The organism is Pseudomonas asiatica (assembly GCF_009932335.1).
Taxonomy (GTDB): Bacteria; Pseudomonadota; Gammaproteobacteria; order Pseudomonadales; family Pseudomonadaceae; genus Aquipseudomonas; species Aquipseudomonas asiatica.
On record NZ_BLJF01000003.1, the window covers coordinates 181,949 to 198,936 of the forward strand.

Here is a 16,988-nt window from a genome sequence, read left to right on the forward strand (position 1 = left end):
ACTTCGCTGACTGAGTTGAGCCATGTTCATCGCATTTTTGATTTTTCTCGCAACGATCGTTCTGGTGATCTGGCAGCCAAAGGGTCTGGGGGTGGGCTGGAGCGCTGGTCTAGGGGCGGTCGTGGCGCTACTGGCGGGCGTAGTGAATCTGTCTGATATCCCAGTGGTGTGGCAGATAGTATGGAACGCCACCGCAACGTTTATCGCTGTCATCATCATCAGCCTTTTGCTGGATGAGGCGGGTTTCTTCGAATGGGCAGCGTTGCATGTGGCCCGCTGGGGCAACGGCAGTACCCGCAAGCTGTTCGCTTTCATCATTCTCCTGGGAGCAGCAGTGTCGGCGTTATTCGCCAATGATGGCGCAGCGCTGATCCTGACGCCGATCGTTATCGCCATGCTGCTTGCCCTGCGTTTTTCCCCGGCGGCGACGTTGGCATTTGTCATGGCAGCAGGTTTTATCGCCGATACCGCGAGCCTGCCGCTGGTGGTGTCCAACCTGGTGAACATCGTTTCCGCCGACTACTTTGGCATCGGTTTCAGCGAGTACGCCTCGATCATGGTGCCGGTGAACCTGGTCAGTATCGCCGCCACGCTGGGAATGCTGCTGTGGTTCTTCCGCAAGGACCTGCCGCGAACCTATGAACTCGACCAACTGAAGGCTCCCGAAGCCGCTATCCGCGACAAGGCGACGTTCGTTGCCGGCTGGTGGGTGCTTGCGCTGTTGCTGGTCGGCTTCTTCGCCATCGAGCCGCTGGGCGTTCCGATCAGCGCCATCGCTGCTGCCTGTGCGCTGATCCTCTACCTGATCGCTGCGCATGGGCACGTGATCTCAACCCGCAAGGTGCTCAAGGACGCGCCTTGGCAGGTCGTGGTGTTCTCGCTTGGCATGTACCTGGTGGTCTATGGCCTGCGTAATGCCGGCCTCACCGACTACCTGACGCAGATCCTCAATGTCTTCACCGGCTACGGGGTCTGGGGCGCATCCCTCGGGACGGGGCTGCTCGCCGCTGGCCTGTCGTCGGTCATGAACAACATGCCCACTGTACTGGTAGGAGCTTTGTCGATCCATTCCGCCGAGGCCACTGGCATCGTGCGTGAGGCCATGATCTACGCCAACGTCATCGGCTGTGACCTCGGTCCGAAAATCACCCCAATCGGCAGCCTGGCCACCTTGCTGTGGCTGCACGTGCTGGCCCGCAAAAACATCGTTATCACCTGGGGTTACTACTTCCGCACCGGTATCGTCCTGACGCTGCCGATCCTGCTTGCCACCTTGGCCGCATTGGCCATACGCCTGAGCTTTTGAACCGGAGATATCTGATGAAAGTCTTGTTCATGTGCACCCACAACAGCTGCCGCAGCATCCTGTCCGAGGCGCTGTTCAATCATCTGGCCCCCGAGGGTATGGAAGCTGTGAGCTCGGGTAGCTTCCCAAGCGGCAAGGTCAATGAGCGGGCGCTGAAGACCTTGGAAGCCGCCGGTATCCCCACCGCTGGTCTTTCAAGCAAGGCCTCGGATGTCTTCGAGAGCTCTCCTCCCGACATAGTCGTCACCGTGTGCGATCGAGCTGCCGGCGAAGCCTGCCCGATCTTCTTCGGTCCATCGCTCAAAGCCCACTGGGGCCTGGCCGACCCTTCGGCGGTTACCGGCAGTGAGGCGGAAATCGAACAAGCCTTCCAGACCACACTTGCGAAGATCGATGAGCGCGTGCGCGCTTTCATTGCGCTGCCCTTCTCGCAACTGAGCCAGGACGAACTGAAAGCCGAACTTGCTCGCATCGGCGCGCTGTAGGCCCTGGATCAATGGAGACTGAAATGAACGACCACCTGCCAAATATCCAGCCAGAACTGATCGATCTGCCGTCGCTGGAGCGTCTGGAGCCGAAGGATCCCTCCACGCATAAACCACGCATCCTGCTGCTGTACGGATCGACCCGCGAACGCTCATTCAGCCGCTTGATGGTCCAGGAAGCTGCGCGCCTGCTGGAAGAGTTCGGCGCCGAAACCCGTATCTTCGACCCTTCCGGCCTGCCGCTCCCGGATGACGCTCCGGACTCCCACGAGAAGGTGCTGGAACTCCGCGAGCTGATGCAATGGTCCGAGGGCCAGGTGTGGTGCTCGCCCGAGCGTCACGGTTCTATGAGCGCAGTCTTTAAGGCGCAGATCGACTGGGTACCTTTGGCCATGGGCGCCGTACGTCCGACCCAGGGCAAGACATTAGCGGTGATGCAGGTTTGTGGTGGCTCGCAGTCGTTCAACGTGGTGAACCAATTGCGCGTGCTGGGCCGTTGGATGCGCATGTTCACTATCCCTAACCAGTCGTCGGTTCCAAAAGCCTTCCTGGAGTTCGATGATGCCGGGCGCATGAAACCTTCTTCCTTCTATGACCGGCTGGTTGATGTGATGGAAGAACTGACCAAGTTCACGCTGCTATTGCGCGACCGCCAGGATTACCTGGTGGATCGCTACTCCGAGCGCAAGGAGTCGGCGGAAGAGCTGTCCAAGCGAGTCAATCTGCGGTCCATTTGAGGTCATGAGCATGTCACATCCCTACTCGATGAAATCGCTGCCCCATGCCCCAGGAGCGCTAATTTTCACACCCTGCCCGGGCACCCAGGCCAGCGATCTTGCTGAAAGCCTGAAGACGCTGAAGCAGGCTGGCGCCGTGGCGCTGGTTACCCTGATGTCGGATACAGAGCTTCAGGAAAACGGCGTTGGTGAGCTTGGCGTCGCGGCCAGGCAGTATGGGTTGGAGTGGTACCAGTTGCCGATCGAGGATGATCAGGCTCCTGATCAAACCTTCGAGGCTCGGTTGGGGGAGATTCGCCACCAGTTAGACGATTTGCTCGCTTCCAACAAGGCCCTGGCCATCCACTGCAAGGGCGGCTCCGGTCGCACCGGGCTGTTCGCTGCCCGTCTGCTGATCGAATCCGGAATGCCGCGTCGCGAGGCGATCGCTTGGGTGCAGGAGCTTCGCCCACGGGCGATTCAGAAGCCTGCGCACATCAACTACATCAACCAATTCGGCGAAGACTGAGCGCTCCAGCCAGACAGGAGAGACCATGGCCACCGACGGCGAACTACTCGATGTCATCGTGATTGGCGGCGGGCAGTCCGCGCTTACGGTGGCCTATTTTCTCAAGCGGGCCAAGTTGTCGTTTCTGCTGCTCGACGCCGAAGAGGCTGCGGGCGGGGCGTGGCGCCATGGCTGGGACTCGCTGACGCTATTCTCACCCTCAGCATGGAGCTCGATCGCGGGCTGGCCGATGCCGCTAGTCACCGAAGGTAATCCCGATAGGGATCACGTGGTCAGCTATCTGGAGCAGTACGAGGCGCGCTACGGGTTTCCTATCGTTCGCCCCGTCAGCGTTACGGCGGTGGAGCGAACCGGGCGTGGCCTTCGTGTTCGCTCGAAGGACCGCGACTGGGAAGCCCGTGCCGTCATCAGCGCAACGGGGACTTGGAGCAAACCCTATGTTCCGGTTTATCCGGGGATAGAGCTGTACGGGGGGCAGCAAATTCACTCCGCCCATTATCAGTCACCAGAGGCTTTCCAAGGAAAGCGCGTGCTGGTCGTTGGTGGTGGCAACTCGGGGGCGCAAATCTATGCGGAGCTGTCCGAGGTCGCCGACGCAACGTGGGTAACCACGGAGGAGCCGGCGTTTCTGCCTGATGATGTCGATGGCCGGGTGCTGTTCGAGCGGGCTACCGAGCGCCTCAAGGCTCAACAGGAGGGCCGTGTTATCAACGTACCGGTCGGCGGGCTTGGCGATATAGTCATGGTGCCCCCGGTGGTCCGGGCCCGCGAGCGAGGAGCCCTACGGTCTGTAAGGCCTTTTGTCTCATTCACGCCTGACGGGGTCGTCTGGCCCAATGGTGAGAAAACCCAGGTCGATGCGGTGATCTGGTGTACCGGTTTCCGGCCGGCTCTGGATCACTTGCGGGACTTGGACGTGCTGGATGACAGCGGTAAGGTCGAGGTTGACGGGTCGCGCTCTATTCGCGAGCCGCGCCTCTGGCTGGTCGGATATGGCGACTGGACCGCCCTGGCCTCGGCGACGCTGATCGGCGTCACCCGTACCGCGCGCAGCACCGTAAACGAAGTAGTGGAATACCTGAACAGCTTGGAGCAGCCGGATGCATAGCGGAATCGAGATTCGTATTGCTGGTCCAGAAGACGCTGCAGCCATACAGGCTATCTACGCTCCGATTGTGCTCCACACTGCCATCTCGTTTGAAGAGGTAGCGCCGAGCGCGGAAGAAATGCGCCAGCGTATCGAGACGACGCTTCATACCTATCCATATTTTGTGGCTGTGCAGCAAGGTCGGGTGGTCGGTTATGCCTATGCTAGCCAGCATCGAGCGCGAGCGGCATATCGGTGGGCGGTAGATGTGACCGTCTACGTTGCAGAGGGGCAGCGTCGGAGTGGGATTGGCCGGCAGCTTTATGACGTTCTCCTGCCGGTTCTGAAGCAGCTAGGATATCGTTCTGCATACGCGGGTATTTCTTTACCGAACGAAGGAAGCGTGGGTCTCCATGAGCGACTCGGCTTTCAGCACATCGGTACGTTTTCGCAGGTCGGGTTCAAACTCGGTGCGTGGCATGACGTGGGATATTGGCGGTTTGATTTCGGTGGCGAGGGTTGTCGGCCTGAGGCTCCTACAAGCTTCTTATCCCAAATCCCGATGCCGCGTTAGAACATGAGGTCCATTTTGAAGGGTCCATTTGAGCGGCCGCTGAGCGTTTCGTCACCAGGGCTTGAATCTGAGCTAGCGTGTTGCGAAGACACGTCGGCGGCCTAGAAGACTCGATGGAACCATCAGAGATATGATCCTGCGATCACAACTCGAAGGTGGCCTCTATGCCATACCCCGTAAAGCCATGGGCAGAAATAGCTCAGCATTATCAGCGCGGTACCATCTTGTTGGGCAACGGCGCGAGTATCGCTGTGTCGCAGAGTTTTGCGTACCGCTCACTGCTAGAACATGTCAGGGAAAATGAGCTGCTCCAGAACGACGTGGCGCGTCTGTTCGAGTTTTTTGAGACAGAAGATTTTGAGCTAATTCTGCGGGTCGTCTGGCAAGCATCCAACGTCAACAAATCGTTGGAGATCCCAGATCAGCGTACCCACGAAGCCTACGTGCGCGTCCGGGATTGCCTGATCCAGGCAGTGCGGGATGTTCACCCTGAATATCACCAGATCACCGATCATCTGCCGAACATGTACCGGTATCTGAAGGAGTTCGACACGGTCTTGTCGCTAAACTATGACCTGCTGGTTTACTGGACGGTGGCCTATGGTCTCAACATCCCGGACGGCCATATGTTCAAAGACTGCTTCGTCGATGGCGGGGTATTCGATGACGACTGGCGTCGATTCCGGAAGCTGTACAAGGAGCGAGTGAATACGTTGGTGTTCTACCCCCATGGCAGCTTAGCTTTATGCCGCAACAACATAGAGGAAGAGTTCAAGATCCGCGCATTGGGCGGCGGCTTGCTGGAAGCCATTCTTCAGGAGTGGAAAAACGAGCGTGTGGTACCGCTGTTTGTCAGTGAAGGAACCATGCGTCAGAAGGTAGCTTCGATTCAAAATAGCTACTACCTGTCGACTGTCTATCGAGAGGTGCTTACGGCGCCCCGGAAGACACTGACACTGTTCGGTTGGGGCTTGGGGGAGCACGACAGGCATTTGCTCAAGCGAATGAAGGGGACGGGCATTGAGCGCGTAGCCGTCTCAGTCTTTCGGGGATATCAGCCTTATTGCAACATGGCTTACCAAATCATTCAGGATGACCTGGGGCCAGTTGACGTCGATTTCTTCGACAGTGAGAGCCCGGGCTGCTGGGTTCAACCCGAATAGCGGGCAGGACATCCACTCCTGAAATCTCAGAGGTGGCTGTAAGGCCCGTCATTACTGGGCTAGACAGTTTTTATTCTCTGGCGCATTTGTCCGAGTCAACGGTTTTGGGGGCTCGCGACAGTTTTGCGTTTACTCCGAATCGGGCTGAAGGCCACGGAAACTGGGCCTCTTTGCGACAGTTTTAATTCTCTAAATCCACAGCCCCCGGCTATCTCACATCAAATCTGCATCGCCATCCCGTCCACATTCATCGCTGCCTGGCGCAAGGCCTCGGAGCGGGTCGGGTGGGGGTGGCAGGTGAGGGCGATGTCTTCCGCCGAGGCCGAGAACTCCATGGCCACGCAGAACTCACCAATCATCTCGCTGACACTTGGGCCTACCAGGTGCACACCCAGCACTTCGTCGGTCTCGGCATCGGCGATGACCTTGGCGAAGCCTTCGGTCTCGTGGTTGATCTTGGCCCGGCTGTTGGCCGTGAACGGGAACTTGCCGACTTTATAGGCACGCCCTTCGGCCTTGAGCTGCTCTTCGGTCTTGCCCACGGTGGCCAACTCGGGGCGGGTGTAGATCACGCTAGGGATAAGGTTGTAGTTGACCTCGTGGGGCTTGCCGGCGATGCGTTCGATGCAGGCCACCGCTTCGTCTTCGGCTTTGTGCGCCAGCATCGGGCCGGAGGTGACGTCGCCAATCACCCAGATACCCGGCACGGAAGTGCGGTGGTGGTCATTGCCGAGCATGCCGCGCTTGTCGGTTTCCAGGCCCACGCTTTCCAGGTTCAGCCCTTTGGTATAGGGGCGGCGACCGATGGCGACCAGTAAATAGTCAGCCTGCAGCGTTTCTGCGGTGCCACCAGCTGCTGGCTCTAGGGTCAGGTTCACGCCATCGGCGCTGGCGTTCGCCTGGGTCACCTTGCTACCCAGCTTGAACACCATGCCTTGTTTGGCCAAGGCCTTCTGCAGGGTCTTGGCGGTTTCTTCGTCGGTGCCCGGACAGATGCGGTCGAGGTATTCGATGACCGTGACCTGGCTGCCCAGGCGGCGCCATACCGAACCCAACTCGAGGCCGATCACGCCAGCTCCGATGACGACCAAATGTTTGGGCACCTGTGGCAGCGACAGCGCGCCGGTCGAGTCGATGATGCGCTGGTTGTCGATGGTCACGCCCGGCAGGGCCGTAGGTTCGGAGCCGGTGGCAATGACGATATCTTTGGCCCGCAGTGCGGTTTCGCTGCCATCCTCAGCCTTGACCACGACCTTGCCGACGCCATCCAGGCGACCCCAGCCCTTGATCCAGTCGACTTTGTTCTTGCGGAACAGGTACTCGATGCCCTTGGTCAGGCCGGTCACGCTCTCGTCCTTCTGTTTCATCATCTGGGCGAGGTTGAGGGTAGGTTTGACTTCGATACCGAGGTGGGCGAACTCGTCACCACTGGCAGCTTCGTACAGCTCGGAAGCATGCAACAGTGCCTTGGAGGGCATGCAGCCCACGTTCAGGCAGGTGCCGCCCAAGGTCGAGCGGCCTTCCACGCAGGCTACGCTCAGGCCCAGTTGGCCGGCGCGGATGGCTGCGTTGTAGCCGCCAGGGCCACCGCCGATGATCACCACGTCATAGGATTTCATGGGTTCAACTCCAGGATGAAGAAGCGCAAGAGGGGCACAAGGTTAAGCTGAGATGCAAGAATTGTATACAATCCGCGGTGTGCATAAGACTAGTTGGTTCTAGACCATGGTCTCGTTTAGAGGAAACATCCCACGAATGAACTACTCTGATCCGGCGACGTTCGAAATATCAGGCGTCGTGGCCAAATACGGACAGGAGGGTCGTTCATGCTTGCGCAACTTCCACCGGCACTGCAGAGCCTGCATCTGCCGCTGCGGCTGAAACTGTGGGACGGTAACCAGTTCGATCTGGGGCCTAGCCCGCAGGTCACTATCCTGGTCAAGGAGCCACAGCTGATCAGCCAGTTGAGCCACCCGAGCATGGACCAACTGGGCACGGCATTCGTCGAAGGCAAGCTGGAGCTTGAAGGCGATATTGGTGAAGCCATCCGCGTATGCGATGAGCTGAGCGAAGCGCTAATGACCGACGAAGACGACACCCCACCGCAGCGTCAGGCCCACGACAAGAGCACCGACGCCGAAGCGATTTCCTACCATTACGATGTTTCAAACGCGTTCTACCAGCTATGGCTGGATCAGGACATGGCCTACTCGTGCGCCTACTTCCGTGAGCCGGACAACACGCTGGATCAGGCACAGCAGGACAAATTCGATCATCTGTGCCGCAAGCTACGCCTGGAAGCGGGTGATTACCTGCTCGACGTTGGCTGCGGCTGGGGTGGGCTGGCGCGTTTCGCTGCTCGCGAATATGGCGCCAAGGTGTTTGGTATCACCTTGAGCAAGGAGCAGCTCAAGCTCGGTCGCGAGCGGGTGAAGGCAGAGGGGTTGGCCGACAAGGTCGACCTGCAGATTCTCGACTACCGCGACCTGCCTCAGGACGGCCGCTTCGACAAGGTTGTCAGCGTTGGCATGTTCGAGCATGTCGGGCATGCCAACTTGGCGCTGTATAGCCAGAAGCTGTTCGGTGCCGTGAGGGAAGGGGGCCTGGTGATGAATCACGGTATTACCGCCAAGCATGTGGATGGTCGCCCGGTCGGGCGTGGCGCTGGCGAGTTCATCGATCGCTACGTGTTCCCCCATGGCGAGCTGCCGCACCTGTCGATGATCAGTGCCAGCATCTGTGAAGCGGGATTGGAGGTAGTAGACGTGGAGAGCCTGCGTTTGCACTACGCCAAGACCTTGCACCACTGGAGCGAGAACCTGGAGAACCAGCTGCACAAGGCGGCGGCGCTGGTGCCCGAGAAGACCTTGCGCATCTGGCGCCTGTACCTGGCCGGGTGTGCCTATGCCTTCCAGAAGGGCTGGATCAACCTGCATCAGATCCTGGCCGTGAAGCCGTACGCCGATGGGCACCATGACCTGCCTTGGACGCGTGAAGACCTGTATCGCTGAATTGCAACAAAGCACGCAAGCGCGACACCATACCCTGTGGAGCGGGTTTACCCGCGAATGCGTCGGTACAGCCACTGACGTCTTCGCGGGTAAACCCGCTCCCACAAGGTCCGCGATACCCTGCAACGGGCGCAGGCGCATCAGAGAATCGGCGAAATCAGCCGAGCAATCCGCATCCCCAGTTGCTGCAGCCGATGAGTATCGCGGCTGTCCTCCGCAGTAATTTCCCGTGCCTGTTCAAAGTCATTGTTCAGCATGTTCTCGACCTGGTCAGCGAAGCCGCGATCGACTGTCAACAGGGTGATTTCGAAGTTCAGGCGGAACGAGCGGTTGTCCAGGTTGGCACTGCCTATAGCGCTGACATCGTCATCCACCAGCACCACCTTCTGATGCAGGAAACCCGGTTGGTAGCGGAACATGCGTACACCCGCACGTACCGCTTCGAAGGCGAAAAGGCTGGAGGCGGCATAGACGATGCGATGGTCTGGGCGTGACGGAATCAGCACTCGCACATCGACCCCACGCAGTACCGCCAAACGCAACGCGGCGAACACCGCCTCGTCGGGGATGAAGTACGGGCTGGTGATCCACACGCGCCGGGTGGCTGAATGGATCGCCTCAAGGAAGAACAGCGAGCAGGTTTCCTGTGGATCGGCCGGGCCGCTGGCCAAGGCTTGGCACAGCACGCCGTTGTCAGGGTAGGCGTCCGGCAGAATCAGCGGCGGTAGTTGGCGCGTGGCCCAGTACCAGTCCTCGGCGAACGACTCCTGCAGGCAGGCTAGCACCGGCCCGCTGATCTGCACGTGGGTGTCGCGCCAAGGTGAAAGCTGCGGGTGGCCACCGAGGTACTCATCGCCCACGTTGTGCCCGCCGATGAAACCGAGCAAGCCATCCACCACCACGATTTTGCGGTGGTTACGGAAATTAACCTGGAAGCGGTTGAACCAGCCCCGACGGGTTGCGAAGGCATGAATCTGTACACCACCGTCGCGCATCAACTGGCTGTAGCTTGCCGGCAAGGCATGGCTGCCGACACGGTCATACAGCACGAACACCCGCACCCCCTCGGCGGCTTTGCGCAGCAGCAGTTGCTGCAATGCTTTGCCAAGGTTGTCGTCATGGATGATGAAGAACTGCACCAACACCACGTCGCGGGCTTTTTCGATGGCGGCAAATATTGCATCGAATGTTGCCTTGCCATCGATCAGCAGCTTCACCTCGTTATTGGCAAGGCAGGGCATCCGCCCGAGTTTGGGCATGGCGCGCAAGGCCGCATAGCTTTCCGACTCGCGGGCGGTAAGGGCTTCTTCTACCCAAGGCCGCCAGTTGAGGTTGGCCATGGCCACATGCATTTCCTGGTTGGCCTGGCGCCGAGCCTTGATGTAGGCATAGAACGAGCGCGCACCGAAGATCAGGTAAGGGATCAGGGTGAGGTAGGGGATGAAGAACAACGGCATGGCCCAGGCGATTGCGCCCTGGGCAGTGCGCACGGTGAACAGTGCGTGTAATGCGGCGACAATACCCAGCAAATGAACCAGGCCGAGTAGGTAACCGAAGAAGTAGGGGCTGTGGTAGTCCATATGCATCCTGCTTGCCGAGTACACTTGAGTAACAGAACACGTTCCCGGTCCGCCTTGCAACCTGCAGGTGGATTTGGCGTCTAAGGCACAGACCGGCCCGCTTGGCCGGCTTTTTCCAGGAGCGTTCGTCCATGAAGATTCGTCTGCCACTGTTGGCGTTGGCCCTAGGTGTGAGCAGCCCGCTGGTGCATGCTCAGATGCTACAGCCAGGTTTGTGGGAGCTGACCACCAGCAACATGCAGGTCGATGGCAAGCCGTTACCCGATATGGAGTTCATGCTCGGCCAGTTGAAGAACCTGCCGCCAGAGCAGCGCGCGATGATGGAAGGGGTGCTGGCCAAGCAGGGAGTGACTGTTGGGGGTAAGGGGGTGCGCTCGTGCCTGACGCCAGAACAGGTGGCAACCAACGATATCCCCCTGCAGGACCCGAAGTCAGGTTGTACACAAAAGATAACCGACCGCACCGGCAATGTATGGAAGTTCCAGTTCAGCTGCCCCAAAGCGCAGGGCAGTGGCCAGGCGACTTTCCTCAGTGACCGGGAATTCACCACCCAGGTCAACGGTACATTCAACGCTTCGGGTGTACAGCAGCAAGGCAGCATGAACACCCGTGCCGTGTGGTTGGGTAATGACTGCGGCTCGGTCAAGCCGCGCAGCTGACATCCCATTGCCACTGGCTGGTCGCGACAGCATCGTGGGCATGCAGGCTTTCTGCATGTTCCACGCGCAGCTTGAAGGCCGTGCTCCATTCCATTTGCCGTAGCGCCTTGTGCAGGCGTCGTGCGGCGTCTTCGCAGAACATCAGATTCTGGCCGTTGGCCAAGGCAAAGGCTTGTTCGTCTGCGCGCTTAACTGCGGTCTGCACCGCTGTCCCCAGGCTTGCTTCTATGCGGTCGATCAACTCGGTGATTGGCAGAACCTGCTGATTGCTGCGCAGCCTTACCTGGATTTGCGCGCTACTACGTTGGCTATGGGGCGTCGCTACGATGCCTTCGGCGCTGCCAAGCCACTGCAGCACTGCAGATTTGTCGACCTGCTCTGCACTGAAATGCGCCTGGAACTGCTGCTGAATCAGTTGCCGTGCAAGTGCAGCCGAGCATGGGCAGGTCGAGGAGTAAGGGACAGAAACGGATAGTTCCACGTGGAACATTTCATTTTCGATCCTTGCATCGACTGTGACGGCATAGCTTTTCCAACCCTGCAGCGGGCTGATCAATGCAGGCCTTTTTAGCAGATGCTCGAAGCGCAGACGCAAATAGGCTGAGGAAGAAAGGCCTTCATGGCTGCTGAGGAAGTCAGTCAGCAGCTGGTGGATGGTGAGCGGCGTCAGGGGCTGGTGCTCCAACGACTCCAGGGCGAGATAAAGCCGTGACATATGGATACCGCGTGAGCTGCCGTCTACCAGGCTAACGCCGGCATCGACCGTGGCAGCTGCTGTGCGCCCCTCGAACTGCACAGGTTGGGCGATCCCGCACATACCCACCCAGTTCAAAGGTAAGGCGTATTCATGGGTTTGTGCGGCTATGTCGGGGAGCTTGAGCTGAGTCATCTGCTATTCCAAACAAAAGGGAGATCAGCGGCCACCACCGATCAAGCTGCAATGCCGGGAGGGGCACCCTGGCACGTGGCGGGTTCACTTTTCCTCCCGGTGGGCACTCATTCGTCACGAACGGCTTGGCGAAATTGTATTGTTACTTTATAACATTGTGCAATGCATCGTTTCGAATGCGCTCGCCTGAAGAGGTTTCGCCATGTCCAACCGTCTCCCTGTCACCGTGCTATCCGGCTTCCTTGGCGCCGGCAAGAGCACCTTGCTCAACCATGTGCTGCGTAACCGCGACAACCTGCGAGTCGCGGTCATCGTCAATGACATGAGCGAAATCAACATCGATGCGAGCGAGGTGCAGCGCAACGTAAGCCTCAACCGTGCCGAGGAGAAGTTGGTGGAAATGAGCAATGGCTGCATCTGCTGCACGCTGCGTGAAGACCTGCTCGAGGAAGTGGCGCGGCTGGCTGAAGAAGGGCGTTTCGATTATTTGCTGATCGAGTCCACGGGGATCTCGGAGCCACTGCCTGTGGCCGAGACCTTCACCTTCCGCGACGAACAGGGCCGTAGCCTGTCCGACATGGCGCGCCTGGACACCATGGTCACTGTGGTCGATGGCCTGAACTTCCTGCGTGATTACCAGGCAGCAGACAGCCTGGCCAGCCGTGGCGAAACCCTGGGTGAGGAAGACGAGCGCTCAATCAGTGACTTGCTGATCGAGCAGATCGAGTTCGCCGATGTACTGTTGCTGAGCAAGATCGACCTGATCAGCCAGCACGAGCGCGAAGAGCTCATGGCCATTCTGCGCAGCCTCAATGCTCGGGCGCAGATCGTGCCCATGGTCATGGGCCAGGTACCGCTGGACCGCATCCTCGACACCGGCCTGTTCGACTTCGACCAGGCCGCCCAGGCACCGGGCTGGCTGCAAGAGTTGCGCGGCGAGCATGTGCCGGAAACCGAAGAGTATGGCATTGCCGCCACCACCTGGCAGGCCCGGCGCCCCTTTCATCCACAGCGCTTTTTCGACTTTATCCACAAGCCCTGGAGCAATGGCCGCCTGCTGCGTTCGAAAGGTTTTTTCTGGCTGGCCAGCAAATACCAGGAAGCTGGAAGCTGGTCGCAGGCAGGCGGCATGATGCGCCATGGCTTGGCGGGCCGCTGGTGGCGTTTCGTGCCGCGCGAGCAGTGGCCACAGCATGTGGATAACACTGCCGCGATCTTGAAGAACTGGGTTGCCGAGAGCGGTGACTGCCGCCAGGAACTGGTGTTCATCGGGCAGAATATCGACTTCGAAAAATTATCCACAGCACTCGATGCATGCCTTTTGACCGATCAGGAAATGGAATTGGGGCACATGGGCTGGTTGCGCCTGCCCGATCCGTTCGGTTCATGGCATGAGGAGGCCGCAGCATGAACCCTGCACGCAAGCCTGTGGATATTTTCCAGGTATTTGGCGAGACACCGCAGGTGCTGACCGATGTGCTGCAGGATGGCGTAAACCTGGCGGTATGGCGCCGACGTTTGCCGCCGCAACTGGAGGACTTTGCCGCGCTGGTGGTTAGCCTCGGCCAGCCCTTGGCAGACCAGCGCGTCATCGATGTGGACGAGCGGCACATGCCGGTATTCACCGAACTCTTGCGCGAAGCGGCCGACTTGCACGGCTATGAGGCATTCGTGGCAGATGTGGCCTGGCTGGTGGCGGCCTATACCTGCCTGGTGGGTGCGCAGCGGGTTGGTTTGCGCCTGCGGGTACTGACCGGCCCTATGTGCCCGCGCTTCCATGTGGATAACGTACCGCTGCGTCTGCTCACTACCTACGCAGGTCCAGGTAGCGAGTGGTTGAAAGAGGACGCGAGCCCTCGTGACAACTTACACACAGCAATACTTCCTGTGGATAACGTTCAGTACTTGCAAGCTGGCGATGTGGCGGTGCTCAAAGGTGAAAAGTGGCAGGGCAACGAAGGCGCGGGTCTGGTGCATCGGTCGCCATCGGGGCAGCAGGGGCGCCTGCTGCTCAGCCTTGACTGGCTGGCCTGACGGCGCATAGTGAGGCATCGCCATCGCCATCGCCCGAAGCCTCCCCATGCTGCAGAACATTCCCACCCACGTGATTGCCGGCCCGCTGGGGGCCGGCAAGACCACCCTGATCCGTAACCTGCTGGCCCAGCGCCCGGCCAATGAGCGCTGGGCGGTATTGATCAACGAATTCGGCCTGGTAGGCCTGGATGCGGCCTTGCTCAGCCGTGACGAAGACGGCATCGCCATCGGCGAGGTCGCAGGTGGCTGCCTGTGCTGCGTCAATGGCATGCCGTTCCAGGTGGGCCTGGGCCGACTGCTGCGCAAATCCCGCCCTGACCGGCTGTTCATAGAGCCGTCCGGACTGGGTCATCCCTTGCAGTTGCTTGCTCAGTTGCAAAAAGCCCATTGGACTGGAGTGCTGACAATACAGCCATTGCTGATGGTCGTCGACGCGCAGTCGATGGTCCGGAACGAACAGCTTCCGGAGGCTCAACAGCAGGCGTTCGATGCTGCTGAGAGCGTTGTCTTGAACAAATCAGAGGCTGTGGATGAAAACACTAAGTTGTTGATAAATAATAAATTTAATGAAAAGAAAATATTCTGGACCGTCCAAGGTTGGCTGCCCTTGTCGGACCTTCCGGCTGTACCCCATGGCATTGTCGACAGCTCGCTTGTGGATAACAGTATTGTCGACAATCTTGTAAATCCACCGGCAGCGCTATGGGCAGACCCCGGGCAGCCGATCTGTCTTGCACAGCAGGGAGAGGGGGGTTGGAGCATCGGCTGGCGCTGGCACCCTGGCCAGCAGTTTTATCCACAGCGGCTGCAGGCGTTCTTGCGGGCTTGGCCGTGGCGGCGCGCGAAAGGGGTTATCCACAGCGTGGAGGGTTGGCAATCATTCAATGGCCTGAATGGGGACATGCCCGCCTGGCAGCCCAGCGACTGGCGCAGGGATACGCGTATCGAGCTGATTTTCGACCAGCCGCAATCGCAATCCGCGCTGCAGGCCGGGTTGAGCGAATGTCGTGTCAACTGATCAGTTGCGCCAGCGGTTGTGCTCCTGGCGCCACTGCTGCATCTCGATGACATTGTCGGTGCGCGGTGGGGTCTTGATCTCGAACGGGTAGGGCGCCAGTTCAATCTGCACGCTGTGGGCGCCGAACTGGGTCACGGTACCGGGGTGGCGCTGCTCGCCCGTGACGGTGAACTCGAAGGCGTAGACGCGCGCCAGGCGCTTGCGGCCGTTGGCGTCACGGACAAAGGCGATACGCTTGAGTGCGACCGCGTCGTCGAGCAGTTCGAGGTCGAGCTTGGCGCAATGCTGTTTGACCCGTTCCAGGGCTTTCTCGCGCAACCCGTGGTTGTGCCACAACCAGGCGCCTGCCGTGGCGACCAGCATCAGGACGAAGAGGTTTTCCAGGGTCAACATTTGCATATGCTCCAAACAGGTCGATCCAGCTTAACTGCGTCCCTGGCCTGTCGTACAGGTGGCAATCGAGTTCATACTGCGTCGCGCACAATCCCTGAAACAGCTTTGGAAACCTCCCGCATGAAACGTACCCCGCACCTGCTCGCCATCCAGTCCCACGTGGTGTTCGGCCACGCCGGCAACAGCGCCGCGGTGTTTCCCATGCAGCGTATCGGGGTCAATGTGTGGCCGCTCAATACCGTGCAGTTCTCCAATCACACACAGTATGGCCAGTGGGCAGGTGAAGTGCTTGCCCCTGCGCAAATTCCTGCGTTGGTGGAAGGCATTTCCAACATCGGCGAGCTGGGCCATTGCGACGCGGTGCTGTCCGGTTACCTGGGCAGTGCCGAACAAGGTCGGGCGATTCTGGCCGGCGTCGAGCGGATCAAGGCAGTCAACCCAAAGGCTTTGTACCTTTGCGACCCGGTCATGGGGCACCCTGAGAAGGGCTGTATCGTGCCAGCGGAAGTGAGCGAGTTCCTGCTCGATGAGGCGGCTACCAGGGCCGACATCCTGTGCCCCAACCAGCTGGAGCTGGACAGCTTCTGTGGCCGCCGAGCGCAGTCGCTGGAGGACTGCGTGAACATGGCGCGCAGCCTGTTGCAGCGCGGGCCGCAGGTGGTGCTGGTCAAGCACCTTGCTTACCCCGGGCGCGCCGAGGACCAGTTCGAGATGCTGCTGGTGACCGCCGAGCAAAGCTGGCACCTGCGCCGCCCGCTGCTGGCGTTCCCGCGGCAGCCGGTAGGGGTGGGTGACCTGACCTCAGGCCTGTTCCTGGCCCGCGTCCTACTCGGAGACAGCTGGGTGCAGGCGTTCGAATTCACCGCTGCGGCCGTACACGAAGTGCTGCTCGAAACCCAGGCCTGCTCCAGCTATGAACTGCAACTGGTGCGGGCCCAGGACCGCATTGCGCACCCAAGGGTACGCTTCGAGGCACAGCTGCTGGCGCTTTAAATCGCGTCGGTTTTCAGGTCCTGGTAGCGCTTTTCCAGCTCCTGGCGGATCTGTCGGCGCTGCTGGCCCTGCAGGAAACGGCGCTTTTCTTCACTGCTTTGCGGCTGGCGCGGCGGCACCTGCACCGGGCGACGGTTGTCGTCGACCGCGACCATGGTGAAGAAGCAGCTGTTGGAATGGCGCACCGAGCGCTCGCGGATGTTCTCGGTCACCACCTTGATGCCCACCTCCATCGAGGTGTTGCCGGTGTAGTTGACCGACGCCAGGAAGGTCACAAGTTCACCCACGTGCACCGGCTCACGGAAGATCACCTGGTCGACCGACAGGGTGACTACATAGCTGCCGGCATAGCGGCTGGCGCACGCATAGGCCACTTCGTCGAGGTACTTGAGCAGGGTGCCGCCATGTACGTTGCCAGAAAAGTTGGCCATGTCCGGGGTCATCAGGACGGTCATGCTCAGCTGGGCGTTTCCAGGTTCCATAGTGTGCTCACGGTGAGGTTGCGCTGAATCGGGCGAATGGGGGGCATTATCTGCAGACACTTCTGTTCC

General features: G+C 59.7%; 18 protein-coding genes. 13 read left to right on the forward strand and 5 right to left on the reverse strand.

Annotation, left to right across the window (positions count from 1 at the left end; genetic code table 11):
- Positions 1-22 precede the first annotated feature (22 nt).
- The 7 genes from GYA95_RS23420 to GYA95_RS23450 all read left to right on the forward strand — a co-directional run bounded on the left by GYA95_RS23420 (position 23) and on the right by GYA95_RS23450 (position 5,860).
- Positions 23-1,306, forward strand: a complete 1,284-nt coding sequence (locus tag GYA95_RS23420; RefSeq protein ID WP_060519746.1) for an arsenic transporter — start codon at positions 23-25, stop codon at positions 1,304-1,306.
- Positions 1,307-1,320: 14 nt separating this feature from the next.
- Positions 1,321-1,791: an arsenate reductase ArsC gene (locus GYA95_RS23425; protein WP_031314387.1), complete on the forward strand. Its 471-nt coding sequence runs from the start codon at positions 1,321-1,323 to the stop codon at positions 1,789-1,791.
- A gap of 23 nt (positions 1,792-1,814) precedes the next feature.
- On the forward strand, positions 1,815-2,528 hold the full coding sequence (arsH, locus tag GYA95_RS23430; protein ID WP_060519744.1) for an arsenical resistance protein ArsH: 714 nt from the start codon (positions 1,815-1,817) through the stop codon (positions 2,526-2,528).
- Positions 2,529-2,532: 4 nt separating this feature from the next.
- On the forward strand, positions 2,533-3,036 hold the full coding sequence (locus tag GYA95_RS23435) for a cyclin-dependent kinase inhibitor 3 family protein (protein WP_082422063.1): 504 nt from the start codon (positions 2,533-2,535) through the stop codon (positions 3,034-3,036).
- A 25-nt stretch (positions 3,037-3,061) separates the two neighbouring features.
- Entirely contained in the window at positions 3,062-4,144 is a 1,083-nt protein-coding gene (locus GYA95_RS23440; RefSeq protein ID WP_101195987.1) for an ArsO family NAD(P)H-dependent flavin-containing monooxygenase, read from the forward strand.
- The gene (locus tag GYA95_RS23445) at positions 4,137-4,697 is read left to right on the forward strand and encodes an arsinothricin resistance N-acetyltransferase ArsN1 family B (RefSeq protein ID WP_060519738.1); all 561 of its coding nucleotides are present in this window, start codon (positions 4,137-4,139) and stop codon (positions 4,695-4,697) included. The genes GYA95_RS23440 and GYA95_RS23445 overlap by 8 nt, the downstream gene beginning before the upstream one ends.
- 164 nt (positions 4,698-4,861) lie before the next feature.
- Positions 4,862-5,860 carry a DUF4917 family protein gene (locus GYA95_RS23450; protein WP_060519736.1) on the forward strand — a complete coding sequence of 333 codons (999 nt, stop codon included), beginning with the start codon at positions 4,862-4,864 and terminating at the stop codon, positions 5,858-5,860.
- Between the two features lie 218 nt (positions 5,861-6,078).
- Here GYA95_RS23450 and lpdA read toward each other — a convergent pair whose 3' ends face one another.
- Positions 6,079-7,479 carry a dihydrolipoyl dehydrogenase gene (gene lpdA, locus GYA95_RS23455; protein ID WP_015272377.1) on the reverse strand — a complete coding sequence of 467 codons (1,401 nt, stop codon included), beginning with the start codon at positions 7,477-7,479 and terminating at the stop codon, positions 6,079-6,081.
- Between the two features lie 207 nt (positions 7,480-7,686).
- Here lpdA and cfaB point away from each other — a divergent pair, with 207 nt between their 5' ends.
- Positions 7,687-8,871: a C17 cyclopropane fatty acid synthase CfaB gene (gene cfaB / locus GYA95_RS23460; RefSeq protein ID WP_015272376.1), complete on the forward strand. Its 1,185-nt coding sequence runs from the start codon at positions 7,687-7,689 to the stop codon at positions 8,869-8,871.
- A gap of 140 nt (positions 8,872-9,011) precedes the next feature.
- On the opposite strand, the gene cls is transcribed toward cfaB, so the two are convergent.
- Entirely contained in the window at positions 9,012-10,451 is a 1,440-nt protein-coding gene (gene cls / locus GYA95_RS23465; protein WP_015272375.1) for a cardiolipin synthase, read from the reverse strand.
- 131 nt (positions 10,452-10,582) lie between these two features.
- Here cls and GYA95_RS23470 point away from each other — a divergent pair, with 131 nt between their 5' ends.
- Positions 10,583-11,110: a DUF3617 domain-containing protein gene (locus GYA95_RS23470; RefSeq protein ID WP_015272374.1), complete on the forward strand. Its 528-nt coding sequence runs from the start codon at positions 10,583-10,585 to the stop codon at positions 11,108-11,110.
- Here the strand turns inward: GYA95_RS23470 and folE2 are convergent.
- Entirely contained in the window at positions 11,094-11,999 is a 906-nt protein-coding gene (gene folE2, locus GYA95_RS23475; protein ID WP_015272373.1) for a GTP cyclohydrolase FolE2, read from the reverse strand. The genes GYA95_RS23470 and folE2 overlap by 17 nt on opposite strands.
- A 202-nt stretch (positions 12,000-12,201) precedes the next feature.
- Between folE2 and zigA the strand changes: the two genes are divergently transcribed.
- The 3 genes from zigA to GYA95_RS23490 are packed head-to-tail and all read left to right on the forward strand — an operon-like array spanning position 12,202 to position 15,051.
- Positions 12,202-13,410 carry a zinc metallochaperone GTPase ZigA gene (gene zigA, locus GYA95_RS23480; RefSeq protein ID WP_015272372.1) on the forward strand — a complete coding sequence of 403 codons (1,209 nt, stop codon included), beginning with the start codon at positions 12,202-12,204 and terminating at the stop codon, positions 13,408-13,410.
- Positions 13,407-14,033 (forward strand): DUF1826 domain-containing protein, encoded by a 627-nt coding sequence (locus GYA95_RS23485; protein ID WP_161551507.1) that lies wholly within the window; start codon positions 13,407-13,409, stop codon positions 14,031-14,033. Before zigA ends, GYA95_RS23485 begins: the two co-directional genes overlap by 4 nt.
- A gap of 46 nt (positions 14,034-14,079) precedes the next feature.
- Positions 14,080-15,051, forward strand: a complete 972-nt coding sequence (locus GYA95_RS23490) for a CobW family GTP-binding protein (RefSeq protein ID WP_015272370.1) — start codon at positions 14,080-14,082, stop codon at positions 15,049-15,051.
- On the opposite strand, the gene GYA95_RS23495 is transcribed toward GYA95_RS23490, so the two are convergent.
- On the reverse strand, positions 15,052-15,444 hold the full coding sequence (locus GYA95_RS23495; protein WP_015272369.1) for a DUF3301 domain-containing protein: 393 nt from the start codon (positions 15,442-15,444) through the stop codon (positions 15,052-15,054).
- Positions 15,445-15,564: 120 nt separating this feature from the next.
- Between GYA95_RS23495 and pdxY the strand changes: the two genes are divergently transcribed.
- On the forward strand, positions 15,565-16,437 hold the full coding sequence (gene pdxY / locus GYA95_RS23500; RefSeq protein ID WP_013974845.1) for a pyridoxal kinase PdxY: 873 nt from the start codon (positions 15,565-15,567) through the stop codon (positions 16,435-16,437).
- Here the strand turns inward: pdxY and GYA95_RS23505 are convergent.
- On the reverse strand, positions 16,434-16,919 hold the full coding sequence (locus GYA95_RS23505; protein WP_003260046.1) for an acyl-CoA thioesterase: 486 nt from the start codon (positions 16,917-16,919) through the stop codon (positions 16,434-16,436). The genes pdxY and GYA95_RS23505 overlap by 4 nt on opposite strands.
- Between the last annotated feature and the right edge of the window lie 69 nt (positions 16,920-16,988).

Excerpts from the sequence above, each read along its gene's own strand:
- GYA95_RS23425 (WP_031314387.1), top strand. The coding sequence starts at position 1,321 with ATGAAAGTCTTGTTCATGTGCACCCACAACAGCTGCCGCAGCATCCTG.
- GYA95_RS23495 (WP_015272369.1), bottom strand. The coding sequence starts at position 15,444 with ATGTTGACCCTGGAAAACCTCTTCGTCCTGATGCTGGTCGCCACGGCA.
- GYA95_RS23505 (WP_003260046.1), bottom strand. The coding sequence starts at position 16,919 with ATGGAACCTGGAAACGCCCAGCTGAGCATGACCGTCCTGATGACCCCG.
- GYA95_RS23445 (WP_060519738.1), top strand. The coding sequence starts at position 4,137 with ATGCATAGCGGAATCGAGATTCGTATTGCTGGTCCAGAAGACGCTGCA.
- cfaB (WP_015272376.1), top strand. The coding sequence starts at position 7,687 with ATGCTTGCGCAACTTCCACCGGCACTGCAGAGCCTGCATCTGCCGCTG.
- GYA95_RS23470 (WP_015272374.1), top strand. The coding sequence starts at position 10,583 with ATGAAGATTCGTCTGCCACTGTTGGCGTTGGCCCTAGGTGTGAGCAGC.
- cls (WP_015272375.1), bottom strand. The coding sequence starts at position 10,451 with ATGGACTACCACAGCCCCTACTTCTTCGGTTACCTACTCGGCCTGGTT.
- GYA95_RS23490 (WP_015272370.1), top strand. The coding sequence starts at position 14,080 with ATGCTGCAGAACATTCCCACCCACGTGATTGCCGGCCCGCTGGGGGCC.
- GYA95_RS23450 (WP_060519736.1), top strand. The coding sequence starts at position 4,862 with ATGCCATACCCCGTAAAGCCATGGGCAGAAATAGCTCAGCATTATCAG.
- GYA95_RS23440 (WP_101195987.1), top strand. The coding sequence starts at position 3,062 with ATGGCCACCGACGGCGAACTACTCGATGTCATCGTGATTGGCGGCGGG.
- pdxY (WP_013974845.1), top strand. The coding sequence starts at position 15,565 with ATGAAACGTACCCCGCACCTGCTCGCCATCCAGTCCCACGTGGTGTTC.
- lpdA (WP_015272377.1), bottom strand. The coding sequence starts at position 7,479 with ATGAAATCCTATGACGTGGTGATCATCGGCGGTGGCCCTGGCGGCTAC.
- GYA95_RS23420 (WP_060519746.1), top strand. The coding sequence starts at position 23 with ATGTTCATCGCATTTTTGATTTTTCTCGCAACGATCGTTCTGGTGATC.
- arsH (WP_060519744.1), top strand. The coding sequence starts at position 1,815 with ATGAACGACCACCTGCCAAATATCCAGCCAGAACTGATCGATCTGCCG.
- zigA (WP_015272372.1), top strand. The coding sequence starts at position 12,202 with ATGTCCAACCGTCTCCCTGTCACCGTGCTATCCGGCTTCCTTGGCGCC.
- GYA95_RS23485 (WP_161551507.1), top strand. The coding sequence starts at position 13,407 with ATGAACCCTGCACGCAAGCCTGTGGATATTTTCCAGGTATTTGGCGAG.
- GYA95_RS23435 (WP_082422063.1), top strand. The coding sequence starts at position 2,533 with ATGAGCATGTCACATCCCTACTCGATGAAATCGCTGCCCCATGCCCCA.
- folE2 (WP_015272373.1), bottom strand. The coding sequence starts at position 11,999 with ATGACTCAGCTCAAGCTCCCCGACATAGCCGCACAAACCCATGAATAC.